Origin of the sequence: Paenibacillus sp. FSL L8-0638 (genome assembly GCF_038593075.1) — a bacterium.
GTDB lineage: Bacteria > Bacillota > Bacilli > Paenibacillales > Paenibacillaceae > Paenibacillus > Paenibacillus polymyxa_D.
In genome coordinates, this window is sequence record NZ_CP151960.1 from 4,247,732 (window position 1) to 4,273,135 (window position 25,404).

Genomic DNA, 25,404 nt, shown 5'->3' on the forward strand with positions numbered 1-25,404 from the left:
CTATCTTCACATTATGATTTTAGTTAGAAAACACTAACTTTATATTTAAAAAGAAAAGGTCACTACTGACCTTTACTTAATAAAGCAGTTAAACGTTGTTTGACCTCTACTGCAAATGGAACCAGCTGCTGTGGAAGTTCACCTTCCAGGCTGGACACGGACAAGCGTGTAATGGCTCCAATGATGAGCACACCGGATAGCAGAGCATCCTGCTTCGGCAGTTCACCTTGTTGAATCCCCTGTTCGATGAATTCAGTCAACGCCTCCAGCGGCTGACGCACATTCTGGCTCTGGCTTGCTTCAACATACAGCTCATGATGCTGGGATAGTAGAAGCAAACCATACTGGTCCTCATCATGCATATTCAGCACTTCATCCACCAGTTGATGGAAACGACTAACGAAGTTCCCACTCTGCTTGCGATAGAAGTCAATTAAGGTGGTGTAGCTATTGCAGTACTGCCCAAATACTTCCAAGGCCATCGCATCTTTACTCTTAAAATGCTTATAAATCGCGGCATCCGTCACACCGGCAGCTTCTCCAATTTCTTTGACTGAAATCCCGTCAATTCCTTTGGTTGCAAATAAGCACATCGCTGCCTGCAGAATATCTTTCTTTTTGCTGTCTATATGTGTTTTCTTGTTCATAAAATTATAGTAAGTGATAACTAACTAAAATGCAAATTATATTTTTATGCAGGCTCATTCTGTCTTCATACTTTCATTTGAAATATATTGTATTAAACCTAAATACCATGTTTTTATAAGTGAATGATCATAAATACAATTAATGATACGTGTATCGCCACATTTTATTCATATAAAATAGATATGTAACCGAATAAAACGGGCGCTCGGGCAGGTGGGACTCATTATGCTTAAGGTGCATGCAGTCACCCAGCAGGGAAAAGACTCAGACAGTCTTGGCATATGAGCGACGAGCACATTTCCCCGCTGCAAAAAGTCGTGCACGCCATCCATGACCAAGGCTCCAAGGTCGGTCTTCAGCTTTGGCATGTCGGACGCAAAGGCTCGTTGCCCCAAGAAACAGCTATATCTACCTCTGGGTTGCCTCACCGCGAACAGTATCATCCACTGGCTCGCACACTAAATTGAACAATTTCCACAATAATAGGTGTGCCGGAGGAAATTGCCTCCCCTTCGTTAAGGCGAATCGTCAGCGATTCAGGTGTCAGTCTATACAATGTGCTTTCTTGTATCATTCCATTAATGTATAGATTGGCATAACTGTTGCTTCCGACATTAAACCGCTGAAAGGGCTCCTGTACACCATCTACAGAAAATTGATCCGCCATAATCGTGATTGAAGACTCAATTGTAGCAGGTGCAAAATAAAAATATCGCTCGGCTATGGGTATAATTTCAATATTTGAAATGTCAGCTGCCGGACCGGTTGGGCCTGTTATTCCTTGGGCTCCGGTAGGGCCCGCTATGCCCTGTGCTCCAGTAGGGCCGGGTGCACCTGTTGCACCTGAACTACCTTGGACTCCAGCCGGACCTGGCACTCCTGGCGCTCCCCGTGTTCCTGCTGGACCCTGTATCCCTGGTATTCCTTGGGCTCCCGGTGTTCCCGCAGTTCCCGGTATGCCTTGCGCTCCTGCTAAACCTGGAATACCTTGTATTCCTGTCAACCCACCTTCGCCTTGTACCCCTGTCAAACCGGGAATACCTTGTGCTCCTGCCGAACCCGGTGCTGCTCGCTTTCCCGTCTGGCTCATGCTCCTCCTCCGCTTGGTAGGAGTATTTCTACACCGTCGGTGCATGATTAGCTTTGGATGCTTTTTGACATGGAACCCCGTTTTTGTTCTACCTTTGAATGGATAACTTGTTTTACACTTTTTACGTTTGTTGGTCTTGCAATGTACAGTTCTCTTTCCTTGCCTTCTTAGTGATGAATCGCGTCTCCTCATACCAGCCGTATACACCTCCTTCTCACATGCTGATTTATATATTGTATGCACATCCCCCTTTAGGGTTTTAGGCATTTGTAACCTCCAGATTCCAAGTGTTCGCTTCCATCTATATTTGTAGCAAAATAGGGCCTTCTCCATTTACCCTATTATTTATAGAAAGGTTAATATGCCGTTTCCGAATAGGTTGAAAAATCATTTATTGATTAAGAGCCAACGAATGGCTCATACCAGTAAAGAAAGGAGATGAAAACTATGCCCATCATAAAACCTGTGTACACAGCAGTAGCTACTGCTCCCGTAGCAACTGGTGGTGCCATAAGCACGACTGTAACCCCAGCCGTGACTCGTTTTTTTGCAACAATTACAGCCGGGATGATCGGAGCAACAACAACAACTATTCCTGCTGCAAGCTTCGTAGATGACGCCGACGCTCCAGTAGTTGCTTTACCAACATTAACGGCTACTGATTCTGCTAATTATTATATTAATGGAGTTATTCAGCAGAGCTCCTTATTCACCCTGACCACGGCAAGTCTGGTCATTGCCTCTGTAGATATTACACCAGGTGTCCCCGCTGTCATAGAAATATCTGATTTTAGCGGCACGACCTCCACCATATCAACTCAGCCCACCATCTCTGCCCCTACCGTAACAATTATCACTTAAGACGTTTCATCCTTTTGATTCAAGATGGACTGAACGGTCATTCACGCTGTACATTACCCCATATAAGCTAGAAAAGACCGATTCAGATGTCGATATCTGAATCGGTCTTTTAGTTCAAGATGATTATATAATCGTTTTTAAATGACTGGGTACTGTATGGTTAAGGCAAAATAGCAAAGGAGCGTACCGGAAATCCGGGAGAATCCTGAATGCTCGGAACGATATTATATATGACCGCGCCCGTCGGAGGTACCTTGTCCAAGTTCGTCAGCACCTCAACTTGATACCGATCCTGCTCCAATATGTAATATTCCCCTACCAGCTTGCCAGCTTTGCGATAAGCTACAGAGGAATCGGTATCTAGTGTTTCATGTCCAATGGCAGCCACATTCCGTTCCTCTACCAAGAAGCGTAGCGCTTCCAGCGACCAGCCCGGGCAGTGTGCATCTCCGGCGTCATCATTGTTCGAGAAGGCGTCTGAATCAGGCCAACGCTTGCTCCAATCACTGCGAAAGGCAACAAAGGACTGATCTGCAATGCGTCCATGCTCTTTCTCAAAGTCCAAAATATCCGCAACCGTTAGTTCATAGTCGGAATTGGTTGCAACGGCTGCTGAACGGTCAATAACAACTAGCGGCAAAACCAGCTCCTTCAACGAAAGCTCATGCAAGTAACGTTTGCCCTTCACAAAATGAACGGGTGCGTCAATATGAGTCCCATACTGACCTGGAAAGCAGTATTGTTTTACAAAGAAGCCATCATCGTGGGTAAAAATGGTATCCACCTGAACATTATCGAATACGGGAAAATGAGGGATTTCAGGATAAAAAGCGTGGGACAAATCTACCCACTCTTTTTGCTTCAACAACTTCAAGATATCTGCTAAATGCTCTGCCATGATGCCCATTCCTCCTCAGCTTTATTACAAGCCATTTTACCTGAGGATTCTTCAAAAATCTATAAATCGATCTGCTAAACTAATATAGATTGCAATCGTTAACATTCTGCTAAAAACACAAAAACAATTCCATATATTCATATATACATTTCCTATTCCGTGTGATTGTTAACGTTTTCATTATTACATATACGTATTGATTGGAAAAAGAAGGGGACTATTGAATTATATAAAAAATTCGACAAAAATTTTAGTATGTAACTTTTATTATATTAACAAATACTGGAATGCGAAGTATGATAGAAAATGTAGAAACCACAGGAGCACCCGGGACTCCCTTCGTTCATCTACTCCATTCATCCAATATACGGAGGTATTTTATGAAAAAGAGATTTTCACTCGGAATCGCAGCAGCTCTACTGTTCAGTACTCTGGCTCCTATAGGTGCACCTGCTCATGCAGCCAGCGATATTGGCAAGGAGACGCTCGGCAGCAAAAACGGATGGGCAGCCTTTTCTACAGGCACAACAGGTGGAGCTGCGGCGACTACCTCCAATATTTTCACCGTAACGAATCGCAAACAACTTGTCGATGCCTTAGGCAAAAGCAGCAACACAGCGCCTAAAATCATTTATGTCAAAGGCACGATCAATGCCAACGTCGATGACAATAATAAACCGTTAGGATTGGACGACTACAAGGACCCTAAATATAATTTTGACGCCTACCTCAAAGCGTATGACCCATCCACATGGGGGAAAAAGGCTCCGTCCGGCACATTGGAAAAGGCACGCGAAGCTTCACAAAAAAATCAAGCCAGTCGTGTCGTCATTGATATTCCGTCCAATACAACCATTGTCGGGCTGGGTAGCGACGCCGTCATTAACGGCGCAAACCTCCAGCTAAAAAAAGGGACAGACAACGTCATTATCCGTAATATTGAGTTCCAGGATGCCTATGATTATTTTCCTCAGTGGGACCCAACGGACGGCAGCACAGGCAACTGGAATTCGGAATATGACAGCATTACAATTAACGGCGCCACACATGTATGGGTAGACCACAATACCTTCAATGATGGATCTCACCCCGATAGCCAAAACGGTACGTTTTACGGTCAAGAATACCAGCATCATGATGGACTTCTTGATGTGATTAACCAAGGCGATCTGGTTACGGCTTCTTACAATCACTTTTACGATCATGATAAATCGTCGATTATTGGCAACAGCGACAGCAAAACAGCAGATGAAGGAGCTTTACGTGTAACCTTGCATCACAACTATTATGAAAACACGGTACAACGCACACCACGCGTGCGGTATGGACAAGTCCATCTGTACAACAATTACTATACAGGTGATGTAAAACGCTCCGAATATCCTTCACTATATATATGGGGCGCAGGTAAATCCTCCAAAATCTTCGCCGAAAACAATGTTATTGACGTTGCCGGTTTATCTGCAGCTAAAATCGTGACTGTCTTTGGTGGAACTGCCCTGTCAGATACGGGCACAATCCTGAATGGACAAGCTGTTAATGCAGGCTCCAGTGCGGGTCTTAGCTCCTCTGTAGGCTGGAAACCATCGCTGAACGATAAAATTTCCCCATCCGCCAGTGTGAAGGCAGAAGTCACTTCCCAAGCTGGCTCTGGTAAGCTGTAAACACTGCCCGTTAACACAAATAACCGCAGACGCATACAACCTGCGATTTTACACCAAAAAGGCTGTTTCCTCCGTAGAATGATTCCACACGGAGAGAACAGCCCTTTTTTTTATTTTTCATTTGTTAATTACAAATTATAACGCGCATTAACTGCCGTATTGTTCTACCAAAACCGGCTTTTCAAATGCGTTATCCAGCTTGCGAAGCTTAGCCTTTACCGCATCTGGTGGCTCAACCGCTGGCGCATCTGGATGCAGCAACCATGATTTCACAAAGTGCGTATCGGATAATTGAAAGAGTGGAGGCTCTTTCTCAAAGTCAATTTTCATAGCATAAGAACTGCGAGCTGCAAAAGCATCCCCTACAGGTGGGTGAAGCAGATCCGGAGGTGTTCCCGGGATAGCTGCCAGCTTCTGACCATGGCTGTCCAAACTTGGCATAGAGGCGAGAAGGCCCCATGTATATGGATGTTTCGGGTTGTAGAAAATTTCATTAACCGTACCTGTTTCCACGATTTGTCCTGCGTACATAACAGCAACGCGATCAGCCATCTTCGCCACAACACCGAGGTCATGAGTAATAAAGATGATGGAAGTATCGATCTTTTTCTGAAGATCCTTCATCAGCTCCAAAATTTGAGCTTGAATCGTTACGTCCAACGCAGTCGTCGGCTCATCGGCAATCAGAAGTTTCGGATTAGCAGCCAATGCCATCGCAATGACGACACGTTGACGCATACCACCACTAAATTCATGCGGATATTGGTTAAAACGCTGTTCAGGATGTGGAATACCTACTAGATTCAGCAACTCAATACCCCGCTTGCGAGCAGCATCCTTGGATATTTTTTCATGCTTGAAAAGCACTTCCGTGATCTGCTTGCCCACTTTCATCGTTGGGTTAAGCGAAGTCATTGGGTCCTGAGAAATCAGGCCAATTTCCTTACCACGAATTTTTTGCATCTGCTTTTCCGTTTTATTAATCAGCTCTTGTCCGTCAAACATAATTTGACCCTTTTGATAAATGCCCGGAGGGGTCGGAATCAACTTCATAACAGCTTGTGAGGTTACGCTTTTACCTGAGCCAGATTCGCCCACAATCGCCAGCGTCTCTCCTTTATTGACATGAAAGTTTACGCCACGAATGGCCTGCACTAGTCCCTGGCGGGTCTTGAAAGATATCGTTAAGTCCTTCACTTCCAAAAGGCGGTTCATCTCATCACTCTTTCATTTATTATTCATCACTATTATTGACCACTATCTAAAAAAACGACGTCCATAAGTCAAGGTATATACGATTAATTTTACTCAGTTTAGTACCTACCAGTCAAGCTATATCTCAAATATCACCGAAAAACTCCCATTAGATGTTAGATAAATGAAATGTTTCTCCGAAAAAACGATCATTTTTAACCATTTTTGTACTCATTTATAACATGCGCTGGATATAGCTGAAGCGTGCTCCACCCAATGGCGAACGTGTGCAGAGTAGTTCTCCATTCAACCGGGTAGCAATTTGACGACAAATAGCCAATCCAAGACCTGTGACACCATTCGAGCCCGCATAGAATCTTCCGAACACCTCGGTTGCCTCTTGTTCGGTCAGCCCTTCCCCATCATCATCCACATGCATAACCCATACAACCTCCGGTGTTGTCCCTGTCTCCAAATGAATGACAACCTCCGTAGAGGTATGCCGAACTGCATTTTGCAGCAAATTCAATATCATGCGGAACAATTGCTCGGCCGGAACGGCCACATGCAGACCCTCTCCCTCCACTCGGAGCGAGATAGAACGTTCAGCAGCCACCGGCATCAATAGATGAACAGCATCCTCGGCCATGCTTCTAAGATCAACCAGAGAGACAGGCCATTCTTCATTCAGCGCCTCCAGCCTCGATAGCTGCAGCAGCTTTTCCACCATGTCAATTAACCGCTGGGACTGCACTTTGATGATACTCAGTCCCTCGTCCTGGGATACCACTTGATCCTGTATGGCATATACATAGCCTTGAATCGACATTAACGGTGTCCTTAGCTCGTGAGATACATTTTGTAGAAATTCAATTTGACCGTGATGGTGCTGCTGAATACGGGCGGACATGGAATGAAAGGTGCCGATCAGCTCGCCAATCTCACTTTTATCCGCCTGTGGAAAATCACTATCCTGCGGCTGATTCGGCTCATAGTTGCCAACCGCCTCTTTCAATCGTTTGAGCGGACGCACCAGACGCGAGACCACCATCAGACCAATGACGAGAATCACTAAAAAACCCGCGATGATAGACAGTAATGTGGTTCTCATTAACGGTACATACAGTGCTCTCAAAGAAGATAAGGGTGAGTATACAAAAATACGAAAAGGTTGTCCGGGCAATTCTTCATTCGTAAACAGTACCTTTTTACCTTGAAGCACAGCCACCCCTTCATGTGTAGCGGTCAGATCCTGGGCAGACGGATGAACCGATGCAAAAAATCCCTGGCGGATCAAAAGCAAATGTTCGATCTTTTTGCCTTCCATTCCAGAGACGCTTGAGTCGATGATGTGGTTATCCGTGCTTAAAATAAAGTAATCGGTAGATAAAAGCACGCCCTTGATAACATAGTTAAATTCAGCATTATCCAGTCGATCAAAGCCTCCATCACTCATAATATGGACGGCTTTGCGTGCCTGCTCATGAAGTTTGGATTTGGCTTGATTCACCAGAATGTCGTCGATAAGTCTGATGAATAAGACCACTGTAATACAGACGGTAATAAGCATGGCGATGGACAGGGAAAGCAGTATTTTAGCTCTCATCGTACGCATGATTACAACTCCTGAACCGTTGCTTTATATCCGAAACCCCATACGGTGTTAATGACGAGCGTAGAGTGATATTCAGCTAACTTTTTACGAATCCGTTTGACCAGATCATCCACGACTCTCACATCACCTATAAAATCATAGCTCCACACCTGCTGAATCAGATGTTCCCTGCCAAAAGGTCTTTCCAGATGATTCGCAAGAAACAGCAACAGATCGAATTCACGTGAGGTTAAATTCAGCTCTTGTCCGTCCACTGTGACTTTACGAAAGTCAGCAAAAATACACAGATTGCCCGCATGGCATAGATCTGCGTTTTCTGCCGCTTGCCTATCGTCCGATGCAGACATTCCGGCCTTGCTCAGTCTCAGCATCGCTTTGACCCTTCCTACCAACTCCCTTGGATTAAAGGGCTTGGTCAAAAAATCGCTGCAGCCCAGCTCCAGCCCGTGAATACGGTCGTTTTCTTCTCCACGGGCAGAGATCATTATGATCGGCATTTCCGTAAACTCACGAAGCTGAGTCAGTAGAGAAAGCCCATCAATGCCAGGCATCATAATATCAAGAACGAGACAATCCGGACGGTTCGTACGGATATGCTCTACCAGTGTTTTACCGCTGGAAAAGGAAGTCACCTCGTAGGATTCTTTTTTCAAATATTCAGATATTAATTGCAGAATGAACACATCGTCATCCACTACTACTATTTTTGTCATGACCTTAACCCCTTGCCGTTGTTCTGGATGCTTCCATCCTCTCTTTAAGCTTAACAGAAGCCTAGCAGAATAGACAAAAGACGGGTATACCGTTCCCGGTCCCGTCTTTCTTATCATGAATCGCTGCTGTATATGCCAGGCGAGCTGAGTGCTAACTACGCATCAAACTTATTTCTTGGTTTTTACTACTTTGGCTGCTGCTTTTGGAGCTGTTTTTGCTGGGACTGCTTTTTTTACTGGAGTTTTGTGGGTCACTTTTTTAGCTACGACATGATGTGTACGAGTTTTATGAGATGTTGCTTTGTGTTTAACAACATTATGTTTTTTGGCATGATGTTTAACTGTACGGTGCTGCCCCTTCACTGCTTTTGTTTTGTGGCTTGCCACTTTTTTCGCAACGGATTTTTTGGCAGGGGCTTTCTTCGCTTTGGTTGTTGTTTTATGAGCTGTTACAGCTTTTTTAACCGGTGTTTTTACCACAGGTGTTTTCGTCACAGGTGCTTTTGCCGGTGTTTTGGTAGCCGGTGTCATAACCGCAGGAGCTTTGGTTACTGGTGCAGTGCTCGCTGGAGTCGTTGTTGCTGTAGCGGCGAATGCGCTGCTTGCTCCTCCCAGTACACTTACTACGGTCAATACGGCTGCTGCATTTTTAGTCCATTTTTTCATGATTGAATCACCTCTCCTTTAAAGTATCTTTAGCTTATCAGGAGAATTCGGCATAATTGTGGAGCAAATGTGTGAAAAGTATATGAAAAAGCGTGCAGCTCTGTATTTAGAAAATACATGAGTCTGCACGCTATGAGTTTTACAATAACCGTCTTCACTAGCCAATGGCGATCCAGGAAATAATACCGTAGTTATGCGCGGTTTCGTTCCACTTGGTTACGACGATCACTGCTCCATTCGGCGTCTGAGATTTCAGCGTTGCATGAAAGAGAGGGTGGTTCGTCATCGCTACTAATGTGTAGTCCGGGTTTACAAAAGACTCCCCGAATACAATGGTCACTTCCGTCTCTCCTTCACTACCTTTCAAAAGAAACGGCGCTCTGCCGAACTGCTGCAATGCGGGCTGATTCGCACACGTACGAACCGGAGTGATGCTCAAATGCTCCGGCTTCACTGCGTTCAGCTCCAGCTCACGTGAGCCTACAGTGCCTTCCACCAGATGATGGCCTTCAATACTCTGCTCTGCCACATGATGGCTTTGTACCGCAGCGGCCTGCAGATGCTCTGCTCCCACAGCTCCCGGGCTCAGCACCTCGCTGTCGACGGCCTGAGCTTGCAGATGGTTTCGAGATATACTGTTTGCCTGAAGTCTGTCGCCACTGATACCTTCCTCTGGCAAAAGTCCCGAGAGATGAATATCTGTGGACAGCTGAGCCCGTGTCACTGAGCCCGGTTTTAGGTGATGCGAATCAATAACTTCCTCTCCAATGTGGTGGCTCTCAATAGCCTCCTCAGCCACATGACGGGACTGTACCGTTCCATCTGCCAGCTTGCTGGATGTTACCGCTCCTTCTTGTATAGCATCCTCAACCACCGCCTGCCAGCCTACATGCTGTGGTTGAATAGCCCCTGCTTGCAGATGCTCCGACTGGACTGAATCCAGCGCGATATGCCTGGACTGCACCACGCCTTCTGCCAGTGCGGACCCTTGGATCGCCCCCTCGGCCAAATGCTGAGCGTGTACGGCATGCTCCGTTAAATGCACGGAGTTTATGCTGGCTTCTGCCAAATTCGAAGCACGCACCGCCCGAAGTGCAAGCTTCTCAGCGTTCACGCTGCCTGCCTGGAGCGCGTGAACCGATATACTCCCCGGCGCAATATGCCGAGTCATCACTGCCGAAGCCTGCAAATGATCAGAGGTGACGGATTCAGGAGCCAGGTGGCTCGACTGGACGGCCTCTTCTGCCAAATGATTGGCTTGCACCGCTTCGTCTGTAATGTGCCACGGCTGGACCGAATGAGGAGATATTTTAGCGGCAGTTACGCCATCATCCGCTAGTTTGTCGGACGTAACGGACTCATTCTGCAAAGCATCGGTCGATATTGCTTGTGAGGCGATATGCACACCTTGAATAGTTCCAAGGTGCAGATGGTGCGGTTGAATAGACTCCGGTGCGATATGCACGGACTTCACCGCCCCCTCTGCCAGCGCTCTGTCCTGTACAACACCGGGTGCCAAATGCCGAGGGTGTACGGCATGCTCAGACAGCTGTGAAGGACCAACACTTCCTTCCGCGAGATTCGTCGCGTGCACCGAGCGTGCCGCCAGTTTTTCCGAGGTGATGCTTTCTGCTTGAAGCGCACGACCTGACACACTGTCCTGGGCCAGATGTCTCGCAAATACCGAGGAAGCCTGCAAATGATCAGAGGTGACGGATTCAGGAGCCAGATGGCTCGACTGGATGGTCTCTTCTGCCAAATGATTGGCTTGCACTGCTTCGTCCGCAATGTGCCACGGTTGTACCGAGTGAGCCGACAGTTTGGCAGCAGTCACACCCTCATTCGCTAATTTATCAGACGTAACGGACTCATCCTGTAATGCATCGGTCGATATCGACAGGGATGCCAGATGCTCGCTCTGAATAGTTCCAGGATGCAGGTGATGCGGCTGGATGGATTCCGGGGCAATGTGTACTGACTTCACTGCCCCCTCGGCTAGCGCTGTATCCTGCACAGCGCCGACTGCCAAATGCTGAGTGTGTACCGACTGTGCAGATAAATGCGAAGGACCGACGCTGTCTTCCGCAAGATTCGTCCCTTGCACCGAGCGTGCTGCCAGCTTTTCCGAAGTGACGCTTTCCGCTTGTAGCGCAAGACCGGATACACTATCCGGCGCCAAATGACTCGCAAGTATCACCGAAGACTGTAAGTGGGCTGAGGTGACAGATTCCGGCGCCAGATGACTCGATTGAACGGCCTCTTCTGCCAAATGATTAGCTTGCACTGCTTCATCTGTAATGTGCCACGGCTGTACCGAGTGAGCCGACAACTTAGTGGCAGTCACACACTCATCGGCCAATTTATCAGATGTCACAGACTCATCCTGTAAAACATCAGTCGATATCGACTGAGATGCCAGATGCTCGCCCTGAATGGTTCCAGGGTGCAAATGGTGTGATTGGATTGATTCTGGAGCGATATGCACGGATTTCACTGCTCCCTCTGCCAACGCTCTATCCTGTACCGCTCCGGCTACCAGATGCCGGCTGTGTACGGAATGTGCAGACAGATGTGACGGTCCGATGCTGCCTTCCGCAAGATTCGTCCCTTGTACCGAGCGCGCTGCCAGCTTTTCCGAGGTGACGCTTTCCGACTGTAGTGCACGACCGGATACACTATCTGGCGCCAGATGACTCGTAAGCACTGAGGAAGCCTGCAAATGGCGAGAGGTAACGGATTCGGAAGCCAGATGGCTTGACTGGATGGATTCTGCTGCCAAATGATTTCCTTGCACTGCTTCGTCTGTAATGTGCCACGGCTGTACCGAGTTGACCGCCAGCTTGGCGGAAGTCACACCCTCATCCACCAATTTATCGGAGGTAACAGACGCATCCTGCAAAGCATCGGTCGATATGGCCTGAGATGCGATATGCTCGCCCTGAATGCTTCCTGTGTGCAGGTGATGTGGCTGGATTGACCCCGCGGTAATGTGTACCGACTTCACTGCTCCCTTTGCCAGCGTTGTATCCTGTACTGCGCCAGTTGCCAAATGCCGGGCGTGCACCGACTGTGCAGACAAATGTGACGGGCCGACGCTGTCTTCCGCAAGATTCGTTCCTTGCACCGAGTGGGCTGCCAGCTTTTCCGAGGTGACGCTTTCCGCTTGTAGCGCACGGCCGGACACACTATCCGGGGCCAGATGGCTCGTGAGCACTGACGAAGACTGCAAGTGGGCTGAAGTGACACTTTCCGGTGCCAGATGGTTCGACTGGATGGATTCTGCTGCCAAATGATTTCCTTGCACTGCTTCGTCTGTAATGTGCCACGACTGTACGGAGTGGGCCGACAGCTTGGCGGCAGTCACGCCCTCATCTGCCAGTTTGTCAGATGTCACAGACTCATCTTGTAAAGCATCGGTCGAAATGGCCTGGGATGCAATATGCTCGCCCTGAATGATTTCAGTATGCAGATGGTGTGGTTGGATCGATTCCGGGGCAATGTGCACGGACTTCACCGCTCCCTCTGCCAGCACTCTATCCTGTACCGCTCCAGCTGCCAAATGCCGCGTGTGTACGGACTGCACAGATAGATGTGAAGGGCCGATACTGCCTTCTGCAAGGTTCATTCCTTGTACCGAGCGGGCTGCCAGCTTTTCCGAGGTTACACTTTCCGCTTGAAGTGCACGACCGGACACACTATCCGGAGCCAAATGTCTCGTTAGCACCGAGGAGGCCTGTAGGTGCACCGAGGTGACCGCTCCAGATGCCAGATGGGTCGAGTCCACAACCGCCACGGCCAAATGGTTGCTTTGTACAGCTTCATCCATAATATGCCCGGACTGCACTGCATGGGCTGACAACTTGGTAGAGGTTACACTTTCCTCTGATAGTTTGGCAGAGGTAACCGCTTCATCCTGTATGGCTTGAGTCGCTATAGCCTGCAATGCAATATGCTCGCCCTGAATGATCCCGCTTTGCAAATGCTCGGATTGGATGGATTCTGCTGCAAGATGCTCAGACTTCACAGCATTCTGGGCTAATATCGTGTCCTCTACTGATCCTGCGGCCAAATGTCTGGTTTGTACGGCCTGTGCAGCCAAATGCCCGGGTCCCACGCTGTTTTCCGCCAGGTTGGAAGCCTGCACAGCCCGAGCCGCTAACTTCTCGGAAGTGACGCTTTCCGACTGAAGGGCATGGCCGGACACACTATCTGGGGCGAGATGTTTGGTTTGGACCGAAGCAGACTGCAAATGGTTGGAGGTGACGGATTCCGGCGCGAGATGATTCGCCTCCACTGCTTCAACAGCCAGATGGTTGCTCAGTACTGCTTTATCCGTAATATGCCATGGCTGCACCGAACGAGCAGACAGCTTGGAGGAAGTGACACTGCCCTCGGCTAGCTTAGGCGCAGTAATCGCCAAATCATTAATTTTATCCGTAGCCACACTTTCCGGCGATAGTTTCAACGAAGTAACGGCATGATCCTGTAAATGGTGGGAGTATACCGCACCACTGGCCAAATGCGCGGTTTGAACAGCGCCTTCGCCTAGTATGTCTGCGGTAACGGACTGTTCTTGCAACGCCGCGGTTCCGACACTGTCTTCCCCAAGATGCTTGCTCTGTACAGAGCTCTTGGCCAAATGGGTTGAATCCACCGATTGAGCCTGTAACGCCTTTCCGCCCACACTGTTGTCGGCAAGGTGGTTTTCACGGATTACTCCCGTTGCAATGTGTACGTGGGTAATGGCTTGAGACGCAACTTTATTTCCGGTTACCGCCCCTGTGCCAATTTTAGTTTCTATAACCGCCTCGTCAGCGATTTTGTCAGACTTAATAGCGCTCGAAGCGATGTGATTTTCCTTGATAGCCTGATTCGCCACATGGTAATCCAGAACTGCACCCTTCCCTATTTTCTCGCTTGTCACAGCCCCGGAATGCAAATGTTGCTCCGTAACCGCCTCTGGTGCAATATGATCTTTCCGAATAATTTCGGATTGAAGATGCACGGAAGAAACTGCCTCTGGAGAAATCTGAGGTCCTTGTATGGCTGCTGTTGCAATATGTCTGGTAAGTACTGCCTCATCGGCAATTTTGTGTGGGAGAATGCTCTGATCCGATATTTTGGATGAAGTGACGGATTGATCAACAATCTGCAATGAGCCTACAGACTGATCTGCCAGTTTATTGGATTGAATACTCCGATCCGCGATATGCCGGGCTGTTACTTGGCCTGTTCCAAGCTGCTCTTCCCCGATGGAGCCAGGACTGAGATGCTTTCTTTCAATCGCTCCTGCCTGAATGTGCGTACTGGTAACTGCCTCAGACTCCAGATGACGCCCGCTGACAACACCTTCCTCCAATTGTTCCCTGCCCACAATTCCGTCGGATAGCTGCTTGCGATTAATCGAACCCGGAGCTAGATGCCGGGCATGAACGGCATGCTCGGTCAGGTGTGCGCTCTCAATGCTGCCTGCCTGGATTTTAGTTCCATCCACAGCCCCATCCCGCAATTTGGAGGTGGTCACAGACTGATCGCCCAGCTTGGAGCTATCAACAGCTTCATTCGCCAAATTGTTCGATTGAATCGTACCGCTGCGAATTTTATCGGAGGTGACCGACTGATCTTGAAGCATATCTGAAGACACGATCCATTGCTTGAAATGACGGCTTTCAATCGAGCCATTGGCAATATGATCGCCGCTGATAATTTTATCCGCCAGCTTTTCTGGAGTGATGCTGCCATCACGAAGTTTTTCACCACTAATAGAGCGATCCTGCAATTTACTGCCTGCCACTGATGCGTCCGACAGATGCTCGACCGTAATGGAGTCGGGAGCAATCTTCGAAGCAGTCACAGCACCGTCAGCTATTTTAATTGTATGAACAGCATAATCTGCTAGAAATTCCGTGTGGATACTCTCTTGTTTCAGCTTGCTGGAATCTATGGAAGCGGGAGCGATCTTTTCACCTGTCACAGCGAAATCACTCAAATCGTCTGTATAGATGAAAGCATTGTTTACATGCGGAGCCTTCTTATTGTTCAAAATTTCTTCCACATCAATTGGATCAGGTTCTGGTTCCGGTTCCGGCTCTGGATCTAGCTCTAGCTCTGGCAGTGGGGGTTCTTCCATCAAAGCTGGAGTCTCCTCTATATCTGCAACCTCAATTTCTTTCTCGTGCAGAGCCTCGACTTCAGGCTCGACAACAGTCTCTAGCTCCGACTCCTCTGTAGTTGGGGGAGGCGGAGAAGCAACTTGATGAAGTCTTGCTTCTGTCTCCCTCTCCGCAGGCAGTGGTTTTGAGCGTTGTATCATACTTAACTCATTCATATCCGGGTCAATTACACGATAGAGCGGCTTTTTGTTTCTGTTGGTTTTTCGGCTCTTGTTCTTCAAGCAGCTCTCTCCCTTCTCATGTTTATCGTTACAGCATCATATGCAGACCCTTAGGCACTTGCCACCCTGTACAGAGATTCACTTTTGGGTAAAAAGGATACTTACTAAAATCCACGTTTGAAAAAAAATAGTTAAAAGTTAAAATAGTAAGGGTGAAGATCGCTACAAGAAGAGAGGAATTACAATAACATGATTATCAAACCAAGAACACGTGGCTTTATCTGCACCACTGCTCATCCGGTGGGCTGTGCCCAACATGTTCAGGAGCAAATTGACTATGTACAGGCCCGTCCTGCTATCCAAGGCCCCCGTAATGTGCTTGTGATCGGGGCATCGGCCGGATATGGGTTGGCTTCTCGAATTACGGCCGCTTTCGGTGCGCGTGCCAATACAATTGGCGTGTACCGTCCTAGCAATGCTACGGCCACACGTACAGCATCAGCAGGCTGGTACAATTCCGCTGCATTTGAAAAAGCTGCTCAGGAAGCTGGGCTTAAATCCTTAAGCGTGACAGGAGATGCCTTCTCGGATGAGGTCAAAGCCAAAACGGTGGAAGCCATTCGCGAAGAACTGGGACAAGTCGATCTGGTGGTTTACAGTGTCGCTTCAGGTCGCCGCACAAATCCCCGCACAGGCGAAACGTTTAATTCCGTACTCAAACCTATTGGTAAGCCTTACACAAACAAGACCGTTAACTTCCACACCGGGGAAGTCAGCAGCGTGACGCTCGAACCCGCAACAGAAGAAGAAGTACAAGCAACTGTAGAGGTTATGGGTGGTGAGGACTGGAAATTGTGGATTGACGCCTTGCGTGAAGGCGGTGTATTGGCTGATACTGCAACGACCTTCTCTTTTTCGTACATCGGTTCAGATATTACACAAGCCATCTACAGAGAGGGCAGTATCGGAAGTGCAAAGGATCATCTGGAGGAGACAGCACATCAGCTGAACGATCAGCTGAAAGTTACAGGCGGACGCGCCTTCGTCGCAGTCACCAAAGGACTCGTTACCCAATCAAGCTCCGCTATCCCTGTCGTTCCTCTGTATATTTCTGCTTTATATAAGGTAATGAAGGAAAAAGGGCTGCATGAAGGGTGCGTAGAACAGAGCTACCGCCTGTTTGCTGAGCGTCTGTACGCACCAGAAACTCCTGTAGATGAAGAAGGACGTATTCGCATTGATGATTGGGAACTGCGCGAAGACGTGCAGGCAGAGGTTGAGAAGATATGGGAGGCGCTGACGACCAACAATATCTACGAATTGTCAGATCTTGAAGGATATCGTCGCGAATTTTTCCAACTGTTCGGCTTTGAGTTCGAAGGTGTGGACTATGATGCTGATATTGATCCCATCATAAATATTCCTAACGTGCGCTAAGTCTTTTAGTGCTGTCCCTATGTTAGAAAAACAAAAAAAGCTGTTCTCCAGCAGAGAAACATTTCGTTCTGCATGGAGGACAGCTTTTGTTTTTAATTAAAAGGGACACTTATGTCCGCTTTGAACTGCAAATGATGCTAACATTGCAATTTTAAATTTCATTTGATATTGTACAGGTAGGCATAGCAAAATCCCTCTTCCTAACAAGAGGGTAAACACAGTTGGACAAGTCCTACCTTGACTGACCGTGATACTATTTGCTCAGCCCATCACACCCATATAAGGAGGTGCACAACATGGCAAAAGACGTTCTGTGTGAAGTCAACTCTTGTACGTACTGGGCCCAAGAGAATAAATGTAGCGCTAGCTCCATTTACATCGTAAGCAACAGACCAGAAGACACTCACAAGTCTGAAGAAACAGACTGCAAAACCTTCGAAGCCAAGTAAATCTTTGATTTCAAGCCTAGCTTTATAATGAAGGAGCCCATGCCCGGGTTCCTTCTTTCTTATGATATTCTAACAAGAATGATAATTATTATCAAGTCCTTTTTCGGTACAGAAAAGCGCTTTTCGCTTGTATACAATCATTTCTCTGCTACTTTATAAATCCACGCTGAAAAGGACACTGCTGTTCTCTCTAAAGACAAAAAAAGAAGCGTCGCTCTGAACGATTCGCTTCTTGTGCTTGACCTTTTGTAATTGTTCCTGCTTGGTCGGCTTCATTCGTATGTGCTGTGAAATCTCGCCATAATGGTCATTCGTTTTGCGGCTCTGTGCCGCGCAATAGATTCCAGCGCGTTTTGCCTTGCTCAGCGCTTTTTGTGTTTGAGTACGTGCCATACGGCTTCACTCTCCTTCATTGGACTCCTTTTATCATAGCATCCAATAGTCAAATCGTGAATGGTTTGTCTGACTCAAGCATTCTTCAATTCATTAAATGTCTGAAAAAATATCCGGATCGCCACTGGAGGCCGCTACAACAAAAACAATAACTAAGATAATGATGATCAGTGTATAAATCAGTGTACCGATAATACTACATACCAATCCAGCAATGGCCATACCTCTGCCTTGCTCGCCATGACGATTAATTTCCTTCAAGGAAAGACTGGACAAAATAATACCCACAATTCCGATAATCAACCCAAGATAGGGAATGACAACAGATAAAATCCCGAGCACCATCGACGCAACAGCTTTACTATTTGTAGGTGGAACTACTGGGGGCTGGTTAAATGGGGCGTTATAATCGTTCGACTCCTGAAAAGGATCGGAAGATCGAGGCTCCTTGTACAAATCACTCATCTGTTAAATTCAACTCCAATACGAAAAATAGCAATTATATAAGTTCTAGGGTACCACAATCTTACAAATCAGGACAGTACTTATTTCGAATTTTTAAATTAGAACGTTAAAAAGAAGAAACATAGCGATATTAGCACTTTTTGAGGTAACTGGGCATACAGTATTTTACCTGTTACAGATCAATTGTGCTCCCTGAGAGCATCCTGCCAAGGAGGTCGGAGCTATGCTATATCGTGCAACATCCCACAGAAAGCGCTCGCCTCACAAACGTTTAAATGCAAACACACTTAGGATAATATCCACTGCCATGCTGCCATTTTACAAAGCTATAGCAACTCGCCGTGCGTTTGCAGTTCAATGGTCACGAGCTGTCGTTCAGGCGAATTTGGATCGGATGAAATCCCTCCTCTGCTCAGTAGCGCCATTTGCCGCCAAACAAGGCTTAGGCACGAATGGCATCGGCTACTTTATTTCCTTTTTAGCTCAGCCACCGATGCTCTATTATACGAATGGAACAACGATTCCACCGGGGACTGTGCAGTTTACATTTGAGCCGAGAGTTCATCGCGCCATCGCAAAAGCCGTTTTTCCGCTGTATCGCGAATTGGCACGTAATCCATGTTTTGCTTCTGCCTTAGCCAAAGCGATCAACAGACAAGACCAGCGTGCAGTTCATGTCATGATCCGTAGTTTGATTCCATCCTCTGCGCTGAAATCCGTACAAATTGAGGATGATGGCTTTGCATTGCTTTTTAAGTATTCCTTTAGTAAGTACCCCTATCGCAATCTGCTCTTTCGGGAGTTCACTTAAAAAGGTTGCTACTAGCGTGCTTGCTTGAGTTCTCCAATGAGCTCTTTTCCCAGTTGTATAGCCATATCTGTCAGCACTCGGATTTCGTCCTTGGATGCATGGTCCAAATGTGTCCCGCAGCAAATGGCAAAATTGCCCGCAAACTCTTTTCGTAAGCGAACTGCAATTTCTTCGGTAATATAAAACTCCTTGTGATTTTGCAATTGCACAGTTTGAATCGGCTCGAGTCTGGCCCCTGCTGTAATCGTTCCCAAATGGGGCTGATCACCGCCAGAAATGAGTACAACGATATCTTCCCCCATAAAATAGGCATCCAGTACAAGACGGATACGTCCGCTTTCTTTTTGCAAATGAATCATAGGATCCTCTCCTGCTAAAAAATATTATTGTGAAACGATTCACTTTATAGAGTTCTACTCATTGTATCGCTTCTTGAACAGTTCGACAATTTAAAAATGGCCCACAGCAGCCTATAAACCGTAGCTTGCTGTGGGCCTTCATTGTTATTCTAAAAGAAGCATTTCCTTTCCTGCTGGCTTTTAACGGATCGTGATCGTATGCACAGTCTTACCGCTTGCGCCATCATTATCCGTCACCGTTAGCTCCACGGTATACGTTCCAGCTGTGGTGAATTTATGCTTCACCTTGGAACCGACCGCCGTATCGCCATCGCCAAAATTCCAGCTGTAGCTGACGATTTCACCATCTACATCACGGGAAGCTTTGGCGTTAAATTGTACATTTTTGTTCTTCTTAGCTGATTCATTAGCCTGAATAATGGCTACTGGCTTCTCATTGGATGTAGGTGGATTCGGATCAGGGTTCTGTCCTCCACCATTGGTTACATACAATCTTCCCGGTGCCTCCGTCTCCACTTCATTTCCCGCTGCATCCCTTACCCGGATCACGATGACTCCGCCTTCCAGGTTCAGAGAAGATGAAGTGAAATAAGTACCTTCATAGTGGCCTGACGAAGTTTCATTTAATGGAATATCGTTGCGGCCCAAAGTGGACAGGTTGAAAGGCAGCTCCACATGGAAGGACGCTTCCAAACCGGATGCACTGTCAAAGGATACTCGTACCGACTGTCCTGGAGTAATACGCACATCCTCAGCAGGACTAATGTTTTCAAGCTTCGGCAGAGCTGTATCGACATACACCGAGCGCGTAACGGTTGTTTCGTTTTCGGCAAGATCCTTGGCCGTCACCGTAATTTGATTTTCACCTTCGTTGATAAGCAATCGCTTGTTAAAGGTACCGTCACTTCCAAATTCGGCTGGCTCGCCGTTAATCGTCAAATCGGTGAGGAATTCGTCATACACCGTACCGGTGACGCTCACGACACCCGCATTCGTACGGGCTCCTTCATCTGGCGAAGTCAGGATCAGACCCGGTTTAGTCTGGTCAAGTGTCACGACCACCGGTTCGGAACGATCCGTTATTTTGCCGTATACCGCTGCTTGAACACTTAGCGGATTAGCACCTGGTTGAAGATCAACCGACAAACTGAACTGGCGATCCTTCACCTTCGTTGTGCCAGCCAGCTCCTTACCGTTAAAGAGCTGAATATCGGCTCCTTCTGCCGGAGAAGTTCCTGTTACGGTAATCGTCTCTTCCTGCGTATAGGTAGCCTTCGTAGGAGTCGTAATCGTTGGAGCATTCACCGGATATCTGACGATAGCCCGGATCATGTAGTTACCCTCCTCCTCAGGTGATTGGCTCCATGTGCCGCTTACACCTTGCCAGCTTCGTAGCGCATTGGGACTGCTTTCATCTGTAGCAAGACCCGGCGACTGTGTGCCTACAGCAGACTGTGTATATACGATGTAGAAGTCACCTTGAACCGTCACCGGCTCTGGAAGCTGCACCGTCGTCCATTGTGTCTCATCCCGTACGGCAGTCCCGTCGAATGGACCAGCCAACAATCGTCCAGGTGCTCCTGCCACACCGGAGGCGTCATAGACAGAATATTGGAATGCCGTTCCTCCCGGATTCGGGAAGGCAGAGTTCCAGAACAAAAGCGATGCTCCTGTCACTTGAGTCACTTCTGACTCAGGTGTCATTCTGACTGCCCAAGAGTTACCTGCCGCATTAAAGGCTCTGGCATTTTCTCCTGTACCATCATCATAGGCAATGCCTCCTTGGAACCCGATAAAAGGTTTCAACATGACATTCGCTGCCACACTACCATTCGGAGGAGCAGTAACGGATACACTGTTGCTATAATAATTTTCGGCTGCAATGGACAAGGTGTATGTTCCTTCCAGCACGTCCAGCGTAAATTCTCCAGCCTCATTCGTTTCTACCGGAGCAATACGTGCATCCTCCACCACCAACACTTTCGCTTTTTGGATCGGTTCACCCGATTGCTTGTCGGTAATGACCCCGTGAATCGTACCGTGAGGTATGGCCTGAAGACTAAAGTTTGCTCTGATGACTTTGTTATTCTCAATCGTGACTGCTTTTGTTTGAGGCACGTAACCGTAGGCTTCAGCCTTCAGCGTATAGTCGCCGGCTACATGGGTGAAGCTGTATTTGCCCGTGGTCGGGTCCGTTTTCACTGAACGTCCGGTTTCCAATACCGTAACCGTAGCGCTGGCTGGAAGACTGTCGAGACCGACACGTCCACGTTCCACCGTTGTTTCTGCCGGCTTCACTTTCTCCTGGAATTCACTCTTTTCAGTACTTGTAATTTTGTACAGCGGGAACTGTTCTTCCGCTTTTTCCAGCTTGATATTCGACTCAGGTACGATGTCCTTAGTCACTGTCGTAGCTGGAATGCCAAGCACACGGAAATCGTCAATATACCAGCCGTTCTTGTTCACACTGTTATCCGATTTCAAACGGAAGCGAATTTGAATTTCATTTCCGGCGTAGCTATCTAGATTGTAATAAACCGGAGCCCACTTTTTCCCGTTCGTATTGTGAGAGAATTTGCCCAGCTCGCTCCACGTGTCACCATTGTTTTTGGACACTTCCACATAACCGTAATCATAGCCAGCCTCAATTTCAAACCAGTGATTGAAGGTCAGTGTTGCGTTGCGTACAGCTTGCAAATTAATTTTTGGAGAAACCAGCGAAAAGTCGGCTCCGTTCTCATAATTGCTATCAAGATCGGTTGCCCACACATTCGGTTTGGACACCGCACTCTCTGGTCCTACTTCCTTAGGAATGCCGCGTTCCCACTCATCTTTGGTACCGGAATGAGTCCAGCCATTATCCGAGCTGCCATCAAAATGATCGCTATACAGCGTATCCGGCACGTCTACTCTCAGAGAAGCCTCATTCGACTTGATTCCTTCATTGCCACTATAATCCTCGGCCGCCACTGCATAATGGTAGGTCGCTCCACCGACCGTGATGGTATCTGTGAATGTCAGTGCTGAGGTTGTACCGACGGAAGCATAATTTTTACCTGACTGGGTAGAACGATACACCTTGTACTGCTTCACATCTTCATCGGAGGAAGCATTCCAGGCCAGCGTGACGTTGCCCACAGTATCTGCTTCAGCAGTCAAATTGCTCGGCGCAGCAGGTGCAACGGTGTCTGGCTCCTGAATCGACAGATCGTCAATATACCAGCCATCTTTCACAACCGTATTGTCACTAGTAAAGTTGAACAGGAGGTATACCTTTTGACCCGCGAATGCCCGCAAATCAAGATATTGTGTTTTCCAGCCGTTGCTGGCGCCGGTAAACGATAATACCTGCTCAAATGCATTCTGATTGTTTGTGGTTGCTACGTACACTTTGCCGAAATCAGAATTGTTTTCAAGATCGTACCAATGCTTGAAGCTGACCAGTGCCCCTTTTGAGCTCTCGGTCAGATCAATCGGAGGAGCCATAAAATAACTGTTGGAGTTGGTCTGATATTGGCCTTCGAGATTGGTCGCGATGACCTTTGTACCCGAATGTGCGCTTTTAGGGCCGCTTGTCGGAGTTCCCCATTTCCAAACACTGCCCTGTCCACCGATATTAATACCGGCAATGTCTTTTTCAAAGTCTTGTGTGTAGCCTGGTTTTACCCCTTTAGAGATTTTCACCTTATATACTTCAGTTTCAAATCCGTTATTACCGTAATCATTTACACGAATATAGTATTCCAGACCAGCGCTATCCACCAAAAAAGTCGGGATGGATGCTTGATATGTACCATCTTTGCTGTCGCCGGAGGTCCGTTCCAACGGAATATATACATAGTTTGACGTACCCGCTGTTTTGGCAAATGCCTCAACGGCTGTCACGCCGACATCATCCGTTACATGAGCAGTCAGAGGTATATCAATACCCTCGAATGCCGCAGCGGGCGGTGTATGCTCGAGAACAGGTGCTTCCAGATCGTCGCCACCCGTTACAACTTTACCAGACACGGAGCCCAGACCCTGCATGACCGAACCGACCGCATCCAGCGCATTAATGACACCATGTCCGTAGCCATTGTTTGGTGAAGTAGGATATGTGCTGTCCGTTCGTGGTGTAGCCGTATTCATCAAAATTTCCTCAAGTTGATCTACGGTAAGCGAATGATTCGCTTGCAGCAACAGCGCTGCAAGGGCCGCAACATGAGGTCCCGCCATAGAAGTACCGTTATATCCGCCTTTATAGGCGCCACCAGCAACAGATGACCGGATATTAACACCCGGCGCGGAAACTTCGGGCTTCACTTCACCATAGGGTGAGGGTCCTAACAATGAGAAGCTGGCCAGATTATCATTGCTATCCGTGGCTCCAGTAGCGAAGGATTCCGGATAGTTCGCCGGATTGGCTACTGAGGCAGGTCCGCCCGGATTGGAAAGAGAGGTGTTGCCTGCAGAGAATTCGGGGAAAATTTGAGCATCCCGCCATGCCTGAACCACAGGCCGGAACCATTCATCAAGACCCGGTCCGCCCCCCCACGAGTTGTTCACTACGTCTGGAGCAAGCTCGGGATGAAGATTCCCTTGGGCATCTTTTGGCGCAAGCAGCCATTGACCGCCATCCAGTATAATTGCATCCGTCGTTTCCGGATTAAAAATCCGAACCGCAATCCACTTCGCGCCAGGGGCAACGCCCACTCGGTTCGTTCCGTTTTCCTCAGAGCCGACCATGGTACCCATTGTATGTGTACCATGGGAATCGTCTTCCTGATCGACCGGAAGCGTTGCGTGACTATGCGGATCGTACCAGCTCAGCTCGGGATTCACGACATTGCCTGCCGCGTCCAGACCCCGCCATTTGCGATGAAGGGCCGGATGTGTATAATCTACACCTGTATCCAGATTGGCAACCACGATTCCGGTTCCGTCGATTCCTTTTTCCCACACTTGTGGTGCGTTAATATGAGATATGTTCCATTCCACCGTAGATGGGTCTACAGCGTTCTTACCTGCATTGCCAGGCTTAGCCGATGTTTTGCCATCGTCCTTCTCCAGCTCTACAGCTTTCTCTACCGATGCAGACTTCGCCGTTGCTGCTGTCGCTGTTGCAGCTGTTTCAGCCGTTTTGGCATTTGCTCCCTCTGCTTGCTTGTCAACTGTCACCTTTTGCAGATAACGCGTTTCATTCGGTAAGACTTTATCGACCTCAGGTAGTTTCGAAATATGATCCAGCACCTCCTTGGTGCTTGTTACAGCCAATGCATTGACAATAAAATAGCTTTTATATTCCTTCACTCCGCCGCTCTCTGATTGCTTGTCCAAGTAATTTTCAAGCCCATATTGGGTTCTTGAAGCGGTTTCACGCAGAGAGCTGATCACATGGCTGCGTGCAGCCATTTTGGCAGCGGAGGGTGTTATTTTCTCAAGTGAGGCCTTTTGGAGAGCATTTTTGGAAACCTTGTTGGTGTCTACCTGTTCTTTTAATTTGACCAGATAGGTAACATAGTTATTCTCCTCAAACTGTTTGGTCAGTTTCGGAGATACCTTCGCGGTCGTGACCTTGTGAGAGGCTGATTTCAGCTCCAGCTTGGAGCCATCCGGTGTGTTATTCGCCAAAGCAGGTTGAACAAAGGAAAAGGCCATTAGTAAAGATAGTCCGATAGACAGTGGTTTCTTGAATCGTTTAGGTTTAATCAATTACTTTTCCACTCCTTTTACTAGGTTTAATGTTTCTGAAATAACCTGTACAGAGTAAGACCTCATGCCTTGCACATCAAACACACGGGTTGCGCAACATGATGTGGTTGGCG

General features: G+C 47.7%; 18 protein-coding genes. 6 read left to right on the forward strand and 12 right to left on the reverse strand.

The features are described from left to right. Positions 1–62 precede the first annotated feature (62 nt). Positions 63–647, reverse strand: coding sequence for a TetR/AcrR family transcriptional regulator (locus tag MKY35_RS18980; protein ID WP_342444541.1), 585 nt, complete (start codon positions 645–647; stop codon positions 63–65). Positions 648–929: 282 nt separating this feature from the next. On the opposite strand from MKY35_RS18980, the gene MKY35_RS18985 reads away from it, so the two are divergent. Further along, positions 930–1,115 carry a hypothetical protein gene (locus MKY35_RS18985; protein WP_342444542.1) on the forward strand — a complete coding sequence of 62 codons (186 nt, stop codon included), beginning with the start codon at positions 930–932 and terminating at the stop codon, positions 1,113–1,115. Here MKY35_RS18985 and MKY35_RS18990 read toward each other — a convergent pair. Continuing rightward, positions 1,088–1,738, reverse strand: a complete 651-nt coding sequence (locus tag MKY35_RS18990; protein WP_342444543.1) for a DUF4183 domain-containing protein — start codon at positions 1,736–1,738, stop codon at positions 1,088–1,090. The two genes, MKY35_RS18985 and MKY35_RS18990, sit on opposite strands and share 28 nt — an antisense overlap. 447 nt (positions 1,739–2,185) lie before the next feature. Here MKY35_RS18990 and MKY35_RS18995 point away from each other — a divergent pair, with 447 nt between their 5' ends. Further along, positions 2,186–2,599, forward strand: a complete 414-nt coding sequence (locus MKY35_RS18995; protein WP_013311418.1) for a DUF4183 domain-containing protein — start codon at positions 2,186–2,188, stop codon at positions 2,597–2,599. 160 nt (positions 2,600–2,759) lie between these two features. On the opposite strand, the gene MKY35_RS19000 is transcribed toward MKY35_RS18995, so the two are convergent. Further along, positions 2,760–3,497, reverse strand: a complete 738-nt coding sequence (locus tag MKY35_RS19000) for a cyclase family protein (protein ID WP_328800554.1) — start codon at positions 3,495–3,497, stop codon at positions 2,760–2,762. Between the two features lie 380 nt (positions 3,498–3,877). On the opposite strand from MKY35_RS19000, the gene MKY35_RS19005 reads away from it, so the two are divergent. Further along, positions 3,878–5,161, forward strand: coding sequence for a pectate lyase (locus tag MKY35_RS19005; protein WP_342444544.1), 1,284 nt, complete (start codon positions 3,878–3,880; stop codon positions 5,159–5,161). Between the two features lie 147 nt (positions 5,162–5,308). Here MKY35_RS19005 and MKY35_RS19010 read toward each other — a convergent pair whose 3' ends face one another. The 5 genes from MKY35_RS19010 to MKY35_RS19030 form a co-directional block, all read right to left on the reverse strand. Continuing rightward, the gene (locus MKY35_RS19010) at positions 5,309–6,376 is read right to left on the reverse strand and encodes an ABC transporter ATP-binding protein (protein WP_029515635.1); all 1,068 of its coding nucleotides are present in this window, start codon (positions 6,374–6,376) and stop codon (positions 5,309–5,311) included. A gap of 214 nt (positions 6,377–6,590) precedes the next feature. Further along, positions 6,591–7,970, reverse strand: coding sequence for a HAMP domain-containing sensor histidine kinase (locus MKY35_RS19015; protein ID WP_342444545.1), 1,380 nt, complete (start codon positions 7,968–7,970; stop codon positions 6,591–6,593). Positions 7,971–7,972: 2 nt separating this feature from the next. Continuing rightward, positions 7,973–8,683 carry a response regulator transcription factor gene (locus MKY35_RS19020; RefSeq protein WP_209949782.1) on the reverse strand — a complete coding sequence of 237 codons (711 nt, stop codon included), beginning with the start codon at positions 8,681–8,683 and terminating at the stop codon, positions 7,973–7,975. Between the two features lie 168 nt (positions 8,684–8,851). Beyond that, complete coding sequence (locus MKY35_RS19025; RefSeq protein ID WP_342444546.1) at positions 8,852–9,349, reverse strand: hypothetical protein; 498 nt, start codon at positions 9,347–9,349, stop codon at positions 8,852–8,854. 157 nt (positions 9,350–9,506) lie between these two features. Then, on the reverse strand, positions 9,507–15,743 hold the full coding sequence (locus MKY35_RS19030; protein WP_342444547.1) for a WIAG-tail domain: 6,237 nt from the start codon (positions 15,741–15,743) through the stop codon (positions 9,507–9,509). A gap of 189 nt (positions 15,744–15,932) precedes the next feature. Between MKY35_RS19030 and fabV the strand changes: the two genes are divergently transcribed. Beyond that, entirely contained in the window at positions 15,933–17,120 is a 1,188-nt protein-coding gene (fabV, locus tag MKY35_RS19035) for an enoyl-ACP reductase FabV (protein ID WP_342444548.1), read from the forward strand. 296 nt (positions 17,121–17,416) lie between these two features. Further along, entirely contained in the window at positions 17,417–17,569 is a 153-nt protein-coding gene (locus MKY35_RS19040) for a DUF1540 domain-containing protein (RefSeq protein ID WP_013311427.1), read from the forward strand. Positions 17,570–17,722: 153 nt separating this feature from the next. Here the strand turns inward: MKY35_RS19040 and MKY35_RS19045 are convergent, their stop codons facing one another. Continuing rightward, positions 17,723–17,962, reverse strand: a complete 240-nt coding sequence (locus tag MKY35_RS19045) for a hypothetical protein (RefSeq protein WP_340886161.1) — start codon at positions 17,960–17,962, stop codon at positions 17,723–17,725. 93 nt (positions 17,963–18,055) lie between these two features. Next, on the reverse strand, positions 18,056–18,427 hold the full coding sequence (locus MKY35_RS19050) for a DUF4190 domain-containing protein (RefSeq protein ID WP_342444549.1): 372 nt from the start codon (positions 18,425–18,427) through the stop codon (positions 18,056–18,058). A gap of 223 nt (positions 18,428–18,650) precedes the next feature. Between MKY35_RS19050 and MKY35_RS19055 the strand changes: the two genes are divergently transcribed. Continuing rightward, positions 18,651–19,238 (forward strand): hypothetical protein, encoded by a 588-nt coding sequence (locus tag MKY35_RS19055; RefSeq protein WP_029515643.1) that lies wholly within the window; start codon positions 18,651–18,653, stop codon positions 19,236–19,238. Positions 19,239–19,249: 11 nt separating this feature from the next. Here the strand turns inward: MKY35_RS19055 and MKY35_RS19060 are convergent, their stop codons facing one another. Both MKY35_RS19060 and MKY35_RS19065 read right to left on the reverse strand, forming a co-directional pair. Continuing rightward, positions 19,250–19,597, reverse strand: a complete 348-nt coding sequence (locus MKY35_RS19060) for a hypothetical protein (protein ID WP_029515644.1) — start codon at positions 19,595–19,597, stop codon at positions 19,250–19,252. A 180-nt stretch (positions 19,598–19,777) separates the two neighbouring features. Beyond that, positions 19,778–25,291, reverse strand: coding sequence for a S8 family serine peptidase (locus tag MKY35_RS19065; protein WP_342444550.1), 5,514 nt, complete (start codon positions 25,289–25,291; stop codon positions 19,778–19,780). Positions 25,292–25,404 lie beyond the last annotated feature (113 nt).